This window comes from Paludibaculum fermentans (genome assembly GCF_051172195.1).
Lineage (GTDB): Bacteria > Acidobacteriota > Terriglobia > Bryobacterales > Bryobacteraceae > Paludibaculum > Paludibaculum fermentans_A.
This window is the reverse complement of record NZ_JBPJAQ010000001.1, coordinates 5,756,191-5,770,074: the sequence shown is the minus strand read 5'-3', so window position 1 is coordinate 5,770,074 and position 13,884 is coordinate 5,756,191. Positions and strand designations below refer to the sequence as shown.

Below are 13,884 nucleotides of genomic sequence, written 5' to 3'. Positions count from 1 at the left end.
GACTAGAAGAGGAACTTCAGCGCCAGTTGGATATTCCGCGGACCCGTGTTCGTCGCCAGCGACCGAATCGTCCCGAAACTGCCCGAACTGATGTTCGCCGTCGGATTGCCGAATGTGGGCGTGTTCGTCAGGTTAAAGAACTCGGCTCGGAACTGTACCTTGTAGCGCTCTTTCAACCGGAAGTTCTTCAGCACCGAAAGGTCAATATTCTGCATTCCGTCAGTCCGGACCGTAGGTAGATTGCGCGGAGCATTCCCAAACGTGAACGGCTGAATCGGGGCGAAGGCGGCCTTGTTCAACCAATTGTCGATGGTTGGCTCGCTAACCGATGGATCTCCAATGAGATCGGGGCGTCCCCCGCCGAACGCCGGAGCATTCGCCGTCACGGAAATCACGTTGCCGCTTTGCAGCGTAACGATCGGGTTCAGCTGCCATCCGCCCAGCACGGCATTCGCGATGCCCTTTGAGTTCTTCAGGAAAGGCAACTCGTAACTTGCTGTCATCACAAGGCGTTGCGGCAGATCGGAGGTCGACACGGCGCGCTCCGCCCGCAGGTTGTCCCAGTTCTGCACGCCGTTATCCCCACCATCGGCGAAGTTGTTGACTCCATTGCCCAAATTGTTGTCGATGAGCTTCGAAAACGTGTACGAAGCCAGCAACGACAACCCGTGCGAAAAGCGCTTCTCCAGTCGCATCGTCGCCGCATGGTAGATCGAATCGGCCCACGAGTCCAAACCGCTGGAACCGCTGAACTGCGGATAGTAGTTCAACAGCGTGGCCCGGGTCACGTTTGCCTGCGCCAGCGGACCCGTCTTCACAATGGCAGCAAAGGGGTTAGGCACCAACTGCTGCAGCGCGGTCCCCTGCGACAGCACAGACTGAGGCAGGTAGCGGAACGTCCTGTTGGCCGGCAGCGAAACGCCCCGGTTGCCCATATAACCCAACTCGACAATCCAGCCGCCGCCCAACTCCTGCTGCACGTTGAAGTTCCACTGCTGGCTGTATCCACGCTGCAGATTCAACAGGTTGCCGCCGATGCTGGTGCCGATACCGGTGAGCAGGCCCTGCGACGAGCCGCTGGGCAGGTTGATCCCGTCCGGGAATGGGTTCGCAATGTTGCCGGAAGGCGTAAAACCGCCATCCACTGAGGTCACCATCGCCGAAGTGGCGGCGAAGCCGCTTTGACCCACGCGCACAATCACGCCGGTCGTCGGCAGGTGCAGGATGCCATAGCTCGACCGCACCACGGTCTTCTTAAATAACTGATAAGAAAGGCCCAGGCGCGGCTCGAAGTCCTTGTACGACACTTGGCGGTTGCCCCGGCCCCGACCGTTCACACCTGGATAGACCAGGCCTCCGGTCATATTGATGCCGCCGCTCGAATATGCAGCCGTCGGATCCCACATGGACATGGCATTATAGCGATCTGTGAGTGCACCTTCCACCTCATACCTCAAGCCAAGGTTTAAGGTAATCCGCGGAGTCACCTTCCAATCGTCCTGCGCATAAACCGCGCCGTAAGGAACCTGATAAGTCACTGTCGGACAGCGAGTTAAACCGCCGCTGCTGGCATCGCCCAGCAGGAACGAGGCATAACCGAAGCCGGCATTCGTGGCCGCCACGTTCGGGTCTGAACCCTGCGTGAAGCCGCGCCCAAAACCCAGCGCCAGAATGGAGCCGCACATCTGATTGTTGTTGGCGCGATAAGTCCGGAACTCCGTGCCGAATTTGAAGTTATGAGCCGAGTGGATCCACGTCAACGACCCCGCCGCCGTGTAGGAATCATTGGCCTGGATCAGGTGATCGTCCGCCGCGGCGCCCAGGCCGCTCATGTCGCCGATGCTGAAGTTTGGAAAAACCGGTAACTGCATCTGGCTGTTGACGATAGCATTCATCGAGAGCTTGGTCACATCGAAGCCGTAGCTGCGCGTCACGCGCGGCGTGAAGTAGCGGTTCAGGCCCACGCGGGTTTCCAGCAGAAGAGTGGGCCGCAGCGTCTCGATGTAGCTGAGAACAGCGCTGTTGCGCTTGAACGGCAGGTCGCTGGTGTTGGTCTCCGCCACGTTGTCATAGAAGTTCGAGGAGCCCCGGAACGTCTTGTCATAGGTATACCGGCCAAAGATGCGGCGGCTTTGGTTGAAGTTATGGTCGACGCGGACGCCATAAACGTCTTTGTCGACGGGCGCCGAGGCCTGGCCGAAGAAGTTGTTGGTCCGCGTGAAGGCGTTGCCCGCCGTGTTGCCGGCCGGATAATAAGACGACACTGCCGCCGCTACCGCGCTGATTCGATTGGCCGGAATGACATTGCCCGCAATCGGCGTGCGCAGGTAGGAGCCGGGCTTGGCCGGATTCGGAGCGGTCGTCGAAGGGTCATAGATTACGACCAGCCGGCCCGCGGCATCGAAGGTCTGGCTGAAGTCGCCCTTGCGCTGCAGGTCGGTCGGAACCGTGCGGAAGGTCTGGTCCTGGCCGCGCTGTGCCACCTTCTCCCAGTTGAAGAAAAAGAAGGTCTGATCCTTCCGGACCGGTCCGCCCAGGGTGGCGCCGTACTGGTTGAAGACGAACGGAGCGCGCTTCGCCCCAGCATAGTTACTGAAGAAGCTGTTGGCGTTTAACTGCTTATTTTTCAGGAACTCAAAGGCCGAACCGTGCCATGAGTTCGTACCCGCTTTGCTGACGAAATTGGCGATGCCGCCGCCCGTCCGCCCATACTCGGCGCTGGGGTTGCGAGTGATCACACGGAACTCTTCCGTCGCGTCCGGCGAGAGCGTAATCTGGATACCGCCCGAAGCGAAGTTCTCGGCCGCGACGCCGTCCACCATGAAGTTATTGGTGCTGGGGGCGCCGCCGGCAATCGAGACACGCGAGCCGTCGAAGCTCGAGACGGTCATGCCGCCGAACGACCCGACCGGTCGAACACCGGGCACTAAGTTGGCCAGCAGCAGTGGGTTGCGGCCGCTGAGAGGCAGATCGACGACGCGCTGGTTGGGCACCACGGTCGAGACCGACGTGGTCTCCGTGCTCAGCAATCCCGCTGACGCTACGACCTCCACCGTCTCGCTCACCTGGCCCATCTCCAACCGGATGTCGAGCCGGAGGGATTGACCTTCCTCCAGCAGTAAGTCTTTATTCCTTGAGCCTTTGAAGCCCTTCATTTCAACTACCACTTCATAGCGGCCGCGAGGCAGTAGCGGAGCCGTGTAGTACCCCTCCGGGCTCGTGATGACCTGGCGCGACGATCCGGTATCGGTAGCGATGATATTGACGGTGGCTCCGGCGATGGGGGCATCGGTCGGATCCTTCACCATTCCAGTAATTTGGGCGTTCTGTGCCAGGGCTGACAGGGCCAGCGAGAAGGCAAGCAACGCCGTGACAGACAGTGTCCTGAAGCGCATTATGGATTGACTCCCTCTTGAACGGGCAGTGAATAGAGATCCAGCGCCGCCCTCGCCCGCGAGACTGGGCCGGGAGGCAGTGGAGGTAGTGAATTCGGGCGGAATCGGTTCAACAAACCTCTCCACTCTTGTGAAGTAACTGATTGATTTGGAAGGAATTGACGAGCACCAGCCGGCTTGGCAAAACCGGCATGGATGGGACCTCGATAAGGTCCAGCCTGAGGCCATAGCGGAGGCAGGCCCAGCAACTCGAGCACGTTCTGGTCGTGCAGCGTTTCGACATCACGGAACGCCCAATGGGCATAGGGGACGTCTGTGAAGTGATGGCCGCTGACGCTGGGCCACAGCCCGAAGTGCTTTGCTATCAATGCGGCAGCCTGGGCTCGGGTGAGCGGATCGTCCGGGTGGAACGTCCGGTCCGGGAACCCGCGAAACGAACCGCGCAGCGAGAGCGACTCGATCGCCTGAAAGGCGGGGTGATCCAGCGGCAGATCCCAGTAGAAGACCAATCGGGCTTTCTGCCGCAACAACTCACTTTGTACTTTGCTGACAGCAAGTTGGCGCGGATTGACCTCCGCTTTGGCAGAGAGCGCGGCCGCGACGCCGGCGGCCTGGCCGAGCACAGTCCAGGTGGGATCCATGCGCACGGCGGAGAACGCCACATGCGTTGCCGAAAGCGCCGTAGGCACCAATAACCCATCCACCTGCTTGGGGACCATAGCTCCGTAAGGCACTTGAAACGCAGTAGTTACGTCGATCAGGTAGAAGTCGCCCTCGCCCTTGTCCGGCTTCGTGAAGTCCGTCTTGGGCCGGACAGGCTTGGCATCGATGGGGTATTCACCAACGGCGATGCTGTCTGATCGGAAGGGCGGCAGCCAGGTGTTGCCGGTCAGAAACGGGTTTATGTCGGCTTCGGTCATCATGACCTCGCCCTCAATCCGCCGTGCTTCTCGAATGAATACCCGGTACGGCAGATTGCCGTTGTCGACAAACTCGTCGTCAGCTAAGCCGAGATCCGTGCGCCCGAGATCGTGCTGCAGGTAATAGAGATAGCTGAGCGCGCGATTCTTGTGCAGTTCGTACAGCTTCCTGCGTTCAGCCGCCGAACCCTCCGGCCAAGCCCAGTTCAACTCCTGGATTTCGTTGCCGATCGGGTTCACGTTCATCTCGAACTTTCCGCCGGGAACCTCTGTGGACAAACCCTTTGTGCTGAATTTGAACTGCTCCGGATCGTAGTCCGCGGGACGAGCAACGAGAGGTGCTTTGCCTGGGTATTTCCGGATGCAGACCCGCAGTCCGGATGACGGAATCGCCTGATCCTGGCGCCCGGTCGAGCCGGGCAGGATCTCGTTTGTAGCGTTGTAGAAGAAGATGTGCCCGGCATGCGGTTCCAAAGGCGAGCGGGCTTCGCGGCCGACTCGATAAGGAGCACCAGCCCAGGCGGCAATGTCGCCTTCATGCGTCGCATCGACTACGACCTTCGCCAGGACCGTGCTCTTCCGACCCTTTTCGTCCTCGAAGTGGACGCCCACAATGCGCCGGCCGTCCATGACAACTCCAGTGGCGACAGTGCGATAGCGAATCTGGAGGTTGGGATACCGAGCGGCCATCTGCTGAAAGATCCGAGCGGCGACATGAGGCTCCCAACGGCCCCCGGCTTCGGCCTGGTGGGCCGCAAAGGAATGTCCATCGACATGGGAGGCTTTGTGCGGGGGCAGAGCCCCCGAGTAGCCGTAGTGGGCGCGAACCTGTTGACGGAACTCATCAAAGACGCCGCTCAGCGACTCGTAGGAGTAGGAATCGATGTTGGAGATGCCGTTGGAGAGCATGCCGCCCAGAACGGGAGTATCTTCAACCAGCAGGACCGAACCGCCGAGGCGGGCGGCGCCGATGGCGGCTCCAATGCCGGAACTGCTGCCGCCGACGATCAGGACATCGACCTGGGCGTGGCAGAGCGTGGCCACAAAGAGCAGAAACGCGATGCGAGACATACTGTGTAAGCCATGAAACGCCAGACGGGCCGCGGCGGGCCAGCATCTTGTTGTCAAGACGATGTTCTCTAATTGCCCCTTTGGAATGAGCGGAGTGCAGCCGTTACGAGTTTGTTATGCGGGTGTTTCCGATGGCCGGATTGTGTTACTCTCGGGGTCGCGATGTCACGGTCGGCCCCGTTCACAGCCGAGCAGAAGCAGCAGGCCCTAAAGAGCATTCTGGAGAGCGCCGCGTTCCGGCGGTCGGACCAGTCGAAGGCGCTGCTCGAGTACCTTTGCCAGCAGGAACAGCAGGGCCGGGCCAACGCCGTCACGGAGTACGAGATCGGGGTGCAGGCGCTGGGGCGGCCGGCGGATTTCGCTCCCGAGACCGACTCTTCCGTACGAACCCGGGTCCATTCGCTTAGGAAAAAGCTGGAGGAGTATTACACCGGCGAGGCCAGCGCGGCCGAGTTCCGGCTGGAGATCCCGAAAGGTTCCTACGGCGTCAAGTATGTAGTCCAGGCCCCCGACGAGAAACCGGCTCGCGCGCCTAAGCCATGGCTGCCGTTCGTCTTAGGAGTCCTCAGCGTCTCCATTCTCGTGGGCGGCTGGAGGCTCTGGCAGTCGCGCACACTGCCGGAAAGCGAGCGGTTATTGAAGGCGGCGTGGGGTCCAATGCTGGAACCGGGCACGGAAGTGACGATCGCCCTGGCGACGCCGCTGCAACTGTATGTCCGTGATTTCGGGAACGATCCGCCGCCCACGGGCGATCCGGCATTTCGGACAGAGATCGACCGCACCCCAGGCTTTGAACAGTGGTACACCCGGTGGCGGAACCATCCATTAGGGAAAACCGCGTTCCTGCATCCCAATCATCATTCGCCTTTATGGGGCGACGCCTCGGCCGCGCTGGTGGTGACCCAAGCCCTGGCGGCACGCGGCGCCCATGTGGAGACGATTCCTGCCTATCGTACTCATGCCGTGGCACTTAGGGAGCGGAACGCGGTGCTCATCGGGCGGCCCGAATATAGCGAAACGGTGAGTTCGCTGATGCCGGAAGGCGGCATGACGGTGGAGTACAACCCCGAGCACCGGCGCCTGGGCGTCCACAACCGGAGCCCCCGGAAGGGCGAGACGGAATGGTGGTACGCCACCGATAACCTGCGTCTTAACTATGGGTTAGTGACGGTGCTGCCAACGGACCAGGCCGGCCGCCGGCGGCTACTCATCTTCTCCGGCATCAATTCGGACGGCTCCGAAGCGGGGGCAAAGTTCTTCACGTCGACCGAAGGTTTGGCCGAGCTCGAGAAGCGATTCGGGGGTAGCTGGCCGCGAAAGTTCCAGGTCGTGGTCAGGACCGAATCGATTGACACCTACAGTCTGCAGACGCACTTTGAGTTCGTCCGCGTGCTGGAATGAGTTTGAAATAAAGGCGCAAGACGGCCCGTATAGGTGGCTGAGGCAACCGGAATATGGGATCACTCAGCCTGGCGACGTCTAGCGTAACGGTACATATGAACCCGCCACCAGGATTCACAGAACTCTACAACCAATACTCAGCCATCGTTTACAAGAGCGCTTTGCGTGTAACCGGCAATACAGCAGATGCAGAGGATGCACTGCAGACGGTATTCATGCGTGTCTGGAACCGGGCTGATGGCGTGGATCCACAGGGGCATCCCGACCGGTATTTCCGGCGGGCGGCTACGAACGCGGCGATCGACATCTTGAGGTCGAAGGCATCGAAGGCGGAGGCTCCGCTGGAAGCGAGCGGGCCGAAGGCGGTGAAGGAATCCACCTATCTCTTAAAGGAGACGCTGCGGCAGGCCGTGGCGACGCTGCCGAAGGATGACGCCGAGATGTTCCTTTTGCGGTATGTGGAAGGGCTCAGCAATGGGGAAATTGCGGAGATCTTCAATGTGGACAAGGCGAGGGTGGCGGTGAAGCTGCACCGCATCCGGCAAGTGTTGCAGGCGGAACTAGGGAAGTAAGGGGGATATGGACATGTCGGAAGAGCGTCTGGATCAAGCGCTGGAAGCAATGAAGAACGAGCCTGTGCCGACCGGTGAAATGGCAGCGGCGCAGGAGCGGGTGTTGCGCAAGCTGATGGGGCAGGTGCCGTCGCTGTGCATGGAGTTTCAAGCGGATCTCGCGGCTTACCTGAAAGGTGAGCTGGCTGAGAACCGGCGGGCGTTGATGGATGACCATCTGGGGCGGTGCGCGGAATGCAGGCGCATGTACGCGGAAGCCAAAGGGGAACGAAAGGTGGTCGTCCTGCCCGCCGTGGCAGTGAGGAAGCCGCGCCCGGTGTGGCAGCGGTGGGCTTTGGCGGCGAGCATCGGGCTGGTGGCGCTGTATACGGGGCGGGACAGGATTGACTCGCTGATGGCGCCGTCGGGTCCGCGGGCTACCTTGGAGCGGGCCTCGGGCCAGGTATATGGCTTGACCGACACGGCGATGGGCGCCGGGGCGACGTTGAGCGAAGGGCAGATTGTGCGCACCGGTGCGGGCTCGCATGCGGTGCTGCGGCTGGCCGATGGTTCGGCTGTCGAGATGAACGAGCGCAGCCAGTTGTTTGTGCATGCGGCGTGGAGCGGCGCGACGGTGCAACTGGAGCGCGGCGATGTGATTGTGCAGGCGGCGAAGCAGCGGCGCGGTCATTTGAAGGTGCGGACGCGGGACTCCGAGGCGTCTGTGAAGGGCACTGTCTTTGCGGTTTCTACGGGCATGAACGGATCCGTTGTGGCCGTGGTTGAGGGCGCGGTGGAGGTGAATCAGCCGCACTTCAACCAGACGTTGAAGCCGGGTGAGATTGCGGGTTCGACCTCAGCGTTGAGCGGGGTGACGGCCCAGGAAGCCGTGGCCTGGAGTGCGGAGAAGCAGAAGTATTTCGCGCTGTTGGCTGAGTTCTCGAAGTTGGAGAAGCAGATTGCGGAGTTACCGACGCCGGCCATGCGGACGCAGGCCAAGCTGGTGGCGTACCTGCCTTCGAACGTCGTTGCCTTCGGCGCGGCTCCGAACATCTCGGGGACGTTGGAAGAGGCTGTGCGGCTAGCGGAGCAGCGGGCGGAGCAGAACGCGACGTTCGGCGAATGGTGGAAGTCGGCCAACGGTGAGAAGGTGCGGGAGATGCTTGGCAAGGTCCAGGCGGTGATGCCGCTGCTGGGCGAGGAGATCGGCTTTGTGCTGGCGCAGGGTCCGGGCGGTGAGCAGGACCGGGTGGCCTTTGTGATCGCGGAAGTGAACCCAGGCCAGCAGGCGGCGGTGCGCAAAGCGCTGGCGCCGATGGTGGAGGGCGTGAACTTCGGTGTGAACGAGAAGGTGGTGGTGATCACGGACAACCAGACGCACCTGCTGTGGGCGATGGGGCAGTTGGGCCAGGGCGCGACGAGCGCTTTCGCGGCTGAGGTGACACAGCACTACCAGCGTGGCGTGGGCTGGATGCTGGGGCTGAACGCGGCGTCGTTCCAGATGAGCTCGACCCAGAAGGCGAGTGTCTTAACGGGCGGCGTGCCGCTGAAGACGTTGTTCTTCGAGCAGAGGTCGAGTGACGGGTCGGAAGAGAACGAAGCGACCTTGAACTTTGCCGGGGCGCGGGCAGGAATTGCGGCGTGGCTGGCTCCGGCTGGGGCCTCGGGGGCTTCTGAGTACATCACGAGCGACGCGCTGATGGCGTTCTCGGGCTCGACGAAAGAGCCGAGCCAGATGTTCACGGAGATCACGAACCTGATGGGTTCGATGGACGATAAGTTCAAGACTCATCTGGACGAGGCTCAGGCGAAGTTGGGGATCGACATCGGCAAGGACCTGGCGTCGGCGCTGGGGACGGACTTCGCGGTGGCGATCGAGAATGCGAGCCTGCCGATTCCTGGCTGGATTGCGGCGGCGGAAGTCTACAAGCCGGGGACGCTGGACGGCACGATTGCGAAGCTGGTGGATGCGCACAATGCGGAGCTGCCGGCGGAGTATCAATCGCGGAAGCTGGTGATGGGCCAGCAGACGATTGAAGGCCGGTTGTGGATGACGATCAAAGCGGCGGGCGCACCGATGACGCTGTACTGGACCTACGACCGGGGCTACGTGGTAATGAGCACGGACCTGGGTGTGGCGCAGCGGGCCCTGAAGACGCGGGACGGCGGGTTTGCGTTGACGCGGTCAGCGAAGTTCGTGCAGTACATGCCGGCCTCGGCGGGCGTGCATCCTTCGGGCTTCCTGTGGCTGAACATGAAAGGCGCGCTGGACGGGCTGAACTCGGTTGTTTCGAACGAAGCGCTGAAGACGATTACCCAGGACCGGGACCCGATTCTGGTGGTAGTGAGCGGAGAAACGGAACGAATCCGGGTTTCGAGTCGTACTCGATTAACGAGCCTGATTCTCGACGGGATGCTGGCCGGTACGGCAGCCGACGCAAGCTCAAACAAAATCAACCGGAACATAAAGAAGAATGCCGCCAGTAATTGAACTCGAAAACTTAAGAGTGAAGCTGGGCCGGCGGGAGATCCTGAAGGGGATCTCCTGCCGGCTCGGCGTTGCGGGCCAGGGCCGGGCGATTGGGCTGCTGGGTCCGAACGGGGCTGGGAAATCGACGTTGATCCAGACGCTGCTGGGGTTTCACCTGCCGCTGTCGGGCACGGCGAAGATCATGGGGTTTGACTGCCACAAGCAGGTTCGGGAAGTGCGGTCGCGGATCGGCTATATGCCGGAGAGCGATTCTTTCATATCGAACATGACGGCGGTGCGATTCCTGCGGCAGATGGGCGAGTTGTCGGGACTGCCCAAGGAGACGGCGCTGGAAAAGGCCCACGAGACGCTGTTCCATGTGGGCCTGGGCGAGGCGCGTTATAGAGACCTGGGCACCTATTCGTTGGGCATGAAGCAGATGGCGAAGCTGGCGCAGGCGATTGTGCACGGGCCGCCGCTGGTGATTCTGGACGAGCCGACGAACGGGCTGGACCCGGCGGCGCGGCAGAGGATGCTGCGGCTGGTGAAAGAGATGAAGGAAGACCACGGGATGAACGTGGTGTTGTGCTCGCACCTGTTGCGCGACGTGGAAGAGGTCTGCGACGAGGTGGTGATCCTGAAGGACGGCGTGGTGGTGCACGAGGCGGACCTGGAAGCGGAGCGGAAGTCGAACCGCTTCTTCGTGGAGCTGGAAGTTTCGGGCGACGACAGCGGGCTGCTGGAAGCGCTGCACAAGGTAGGCGCTGACGGGGTGAACGAAGGCCAGGGCCGGTGGCGGATTGTGCTGCCGCCGGGTGTCGAGATCGCGGTGGTGTGGAAGGTGACGGCGGGCGAGGGATTGAGGGTAAGAAAGCTGACACACCGGCGCGACACGCTGGAAGAGATCTTCCTGCGGGCGGTGGGGCACCTGGCGAAATCGCCGGGTGCGACGGCTCCGGAGGAGGTGGCGGCCAATGGCGGTATATAAGCGCGGGTACCAGCGGTATCAGGGTCCGTTGACGGGGCACTGGACGCGGCTGTTCTCGCTGCCGCGGTTTTCGTGGGAGCGGCTGTTCCAGCAGAGGCTGGTGGTGCTGTTATTGACGGCGTCGCTGATCTGGCCGCTGCTGTGCGGGCTGTTCATCTACCTTTCGAACCATCTCGAGATTTTTGCGAGTTTGACCAACAACCGGGGCCAGGATGGCGGGCTGGCGAAGTTCATGGAGATCAACCCGAGATTCTTCCTGATCTTCATGAATTTCCAATCGACGTTCAGCGTGCTGCTGGCTGCGCTGGCCGGACCGGGGTTGATTGCTCCGGACCTGGCGAACAATGCGCTGCCTTTGTATTTGAGCCGGCCGCTGACACGAAAAGACTACGTGCTGGCGCGGCTGCTGGTGCTGGTGGGGCTGTTGTCGACGATTACGTGGGTCCCCGGATTGATGTTGTTCGGGATTCAATCGGGCATGGCGGGCTGGGACTGGATGCTGGACCATGCGCGGATGGCGGCGGCGCTGCTGTTCGGGTTCCTGCTGTGGATTCTGATGGTGAGCCTGGTGGCGCTGGCGTGCTCAGCGTATGTGAAGTGGAAGATTGTGGCTGGAGCGCTGGTGCTGGGCTTCTTCTTTGTAACGGCAGGTGTGGCGACGATGGTGAATGCGGTATTCCGCGTGGACTGGGGCGTGTTGTTGAACCCGGCGAAGGCGATGTATGTGGTGTGGAGCGACATGCTGGGCGCGGATCCTCCGGACGGGCCGGGGTCGATGGCGTGCGCGGTGGCGCTGCTGGTGCTGGTGGGCCTGTTGGGCGTGGTTTTGGAGCGCAAGCTGCGTCCGGTGGAGGTGATCAAGTGAGCCAGCAGGAAGTGATTTTCGAAAACGTCTCGAAGTTCTACGGCGAGGTACTGGGGGTGAACCGGGTATCGCTGCGGATTCCGCCGGGGTTGACGAGCCTGGTGGGGCCGAACGGGTCGGGCAAGACGACGTTGATGAACCTGATGATGGGGTTGATCCATCCGGATCGCGGGTCGGTTTCGATTCGGGGCCTGTCACCGCGGGATCCGGAGCAACTGATGCGGATCTGCGGATATGCGACGCAGTATGACGCGGCTCCGCGGTGGGCGTCGGGCTTCCAATTTGTGACGACGGGCCTGGAGTTGTACGGGTATTCGAAGGCGGAGTCGGAGCACAAGGCGTGGGAAGCGCTGAAGCGGGTGAGCCTGACGGAAGCGGCGCACCGTAAGGTGGCGGCGTATTCGAAGGGCATGCGGCAGAGGGTGCGGCTGGCGCAGGCCATTGCGCACGAGCCGGATGTGCTGGTGCTGGACGAGCCGTTGAACGGCCTGGATCCACTGGTGCGGGCGGAGACGATCGCCTTGTTCCGCGACTATGCGGCGATGGGGCGGCATGTGATTCTGTCGAGCCACGTGCTGCAGGAAGTGGACGTGATCAGCGACCAGGTGGTGCTGATTGCGAACGGGAGCATTCTGGCCGAGGGCGAGATCCGCGGGGTGCGCGAGGAGATTCACGAGCATCCGAGCCAGTTCATTATCCGGTGCCGGGATGCGTCGAAGATCGCGTCGCTGCTGTTCAGTGAAGAGCACGTGACGGAGATCAAGCTGAACGAGGACAAGCTGGGGCTGCTGGTGTTGACACGGAACCGGGAAGAGTTTGCGCGGGCGCTATCGAGGATCGCGTTGAGCGGCCACGACGTGACGAGCGTGATTCCGGCGGACGAGAACGTGGACGCCTTGTATGAGTATCTGATTGGGGGTGGGCGATGACGATGTCGACGCGGGCGAGCCAGGCGTGGGTGATTGCGCGGATCGAGATGCGGCGGGCGTTCTTTTCGAAGCGGGCATTCTGGGTGTATCTGCTGGCGTTGTTCCCCTCGGTGATTTTCCTCGGTCATGCGATCGAGGTGAAGTTCCAGCAACAGAGGTGGGCGTCGGGGCCCAAGGTTTCGGCTGCGTTGCTCGACAGCGTGTCGAGGGGCGAGACGGACAAAGCGGTGCTGCAGAGGTTGGGTGAACCGGCGGACGACAACGAATGGAACCGGCGGAAGTACAAGGAAGAGCGGGCGCCGAACGGCCAGCGGCGGTATGAAGAGCAGCCGGAGTTGGAGCGGCACCGGCACATGATTTACACCGACGGGCAGCGGCGGGTGAACCTGCACTTCGTGAATGGCCTGCTGGAGAGCAAGAACACCCGTGAGTCGGGGAATTTCGAGGAGGACCGGTCGATTTACGCGGGGGTGTTCCAGTATTTCTACCTGCGGCTGGCGATCTTCTTCGGGTGCCTGGGCATCTTCATGAACCTGTTCCGGGGCGAGATGCTGGACAAGACGCTGCACTTCTGGTTTCTGTTCCCGACGAGGCGCGAAGTGCTGCTGCTGGGCAAGTATGTTGCCGGGCTGACGGCGGCGTGTGTCATCTTCACCAGCGGTGCGTTGTTGTCGTACTGGGCGATGATGTGGCCGCACAGCGGGGTGGAGATGCAGGCGTACTGGCAGAGCGTGGGCTGGAGCCACATGATTTGGTATGGCGTGGCGGCGATGCTGGGGTGTGTGGGGTATGGAAGCGTGTTTGTGGCGGCGGGGTTGTTGCTGCGGAATCCGATCATCCCGGCGGCGGTACTGCTGGCTTGGGAGAGCATCAACGGGTTTCTGCCGGACATCCTGCAGAAGCTGAGCGTGCTGCATTATCTGCAGTCGCTGTGCCCGGTGCCGGCCCCCATGGACAGTGGGACTCCCCCGTTGTTGAAGTTGCTGTTGAACCCGGCGGCTCCGGCGTCGAAGGCGGGGGCGATCCTCGGGTTGCTGGCGGTGACGGTGCTGGTGTTGTGGGCGGCGTCGAAGGCCGTGCGGCGGTTGGAGATCAATTACGGGACGGAGTGAGGGGGTGTGGGTGGCTCCCGGATTGGGTGGGCTTGCGGCCGTTTTCGTTGGGATGGAAGTTTCTTTCTAGTTGCGGCGGGCCCCCGGCTAGCGCCGGGGGTAATGGTGGGGGGAGAGTTGGGCGGCTCCCGGACTGGGGTTCCGGTGTATCGCATTGCGGAGGATGGGCTTTCCTTGCTCGC

The 13,884-nt window shown here is 61.8% G+C and carries 9 protein-coding genes; 7 read left to right on the top strand and 2 right to left on the bottom strand.

Annotated elements, in window-relative coordinates; translation table 11 throughout:
- Positions 1 to 2 precede the first annotated feature (2 nt).
- Both ACR9Y2_RS23100 and ACR9Y2_RS23095 read right to left on the bottom strand, forming a co-directional pair.
- Positions 3 to 3,395: a carboxypeptidase regulatory-like domain-containing protein gene (locus ACR9Y2_RS23100; protein ID WP_435044022.1), complete on the bottom strand. Its 3,393-nt coding sequence runs from the start codon at positions 3,393 to 3,395 to the stop codon at positions 3 to 5.
- Positions 3,395 to 5,386, bottom strand: coding sequence for an FAD-dependent oxidoreductase (locus ACR9Y2_RS23095; protein ID WP_435044021.1), 1,992 nt, complete (start codon positions 5,384 to 5,386; stop codon positions 3,395 to 3,397). Before ACR9Y2_RS23095 ends, ACR9Y2_RS23100 begins: the two co-directional genes overlap by 1 nt.
- A gap of 162 nt (positions 5,387 to 5,548) precedes the next feature.
- On the opposite strand from ACR9Y2_RS23095, the gene ACR9Y2_RS23090 reads away from it, so the two are divergent.
- The 7 genes from ACR9Y2_RS23090 to ACR9Y2_RS23060 all read left to right on the top strand — a co-directional run bounded on the left by ACR9Y2_RS23090 (position 5,549) and on the right by ACR9Y2_RS23060 (position 13,702).
- Positions 5,549 to 6,787 carry a hypothetical protein gene (locus ACR9Y2_RS23090; protein WP_435044020.1) on the top strand — a complete coding sequence of 413 codons (1,239 nt, stop codon included), beginning with the start codon at positions 5,549 to 5,551 and terminating at the stop codon, positions 6,785 to 6,787.
- 95 nt (positions 6,788 to 6,882) lie between these two features.
- A complete protein-coding gene (locus ACR9Y2_RS23085; protein ID WP_435044019.1) occupies positions 6,883 to 7,359 on the top strand; it encodes an RNA polymerase sigma factor in 477 nt (158 codons plus the stop codon).
- Between the two features lie 13 nt (positions 7,360 to 7,372).
- The gene (locus tag ACR9Y2_RS23080) at positions 7,373 to 9,829 is read left to right on the top strand and encodes a FecR domain-containing protein (RefSeq protein WP_435044018.1); all 2,457 of its coding nucleotides are present in this window, start codon (positions 7,373 to 7,375) and stop codon (positions 9,827 to 9,829) included.
- Positions 9,813 to 10,796, top strand: coding sequence for an ATP-binding cassette domain-containing protein (locus ACR9Y2_RS23075; RefSeq protein ID WP_435044017.1), 984 nt, complete (start codon positions 9,813 to 9,815; stop codon positions 10,794 to 10,796). Before ACR9Y2_RS23080 ends, ACR9Y2_RS23075 begins: the two co-directional genes overlap by 17 nt.
- Positions 10,783 to 11,661 (top strand): ABC transporter permease, encoded by an 879-nt coding sequence (locus ACR9Y2_RS23070; RefSeq protein WP_435044016.1) that lies wholly within the window; start codon positions 10,783 to 10,785, stop codon positions 11,659 to 11,661. Before ACR9Y2_RS23075 ends, ACR9Y2_RS23070 begins: the two co-directional genes overlap by 14 nt.
- A complete protein-coding gene (locus ACR9Y2_RS23065) occupies positions 11,658 to 12,590 on the top strand; it encodes an ABC transporter ATP-binding protein (RefSeq protein ID WP_435044015.1) in 933 nt (310 codons plus the stop codon). The genes ACR9Y2_RS23070 and ACR9Y2_RS23065 overlap by 4 nt, the downstream gene beginning before the upstream one ends.
- Positions 12,587 to 13,702 (top strand): ABC transporter permease, encoded by a 1,116-nt coding sequence (locus ACR9Y2_RS23060; protein WP_435044014.1) that lies wholly within the window; start codon positions 12,587 to 12,589, stop codon positions 13,700 to 13,702. The genes ACR9Y2_RS23065 and ACR9Y2_RS23060 overlap by 4 nt, the downstream gene beginning before the upstream one ends.
- Positions 13,703 to 13,884 lie beyond the last annotated feature (182 nt).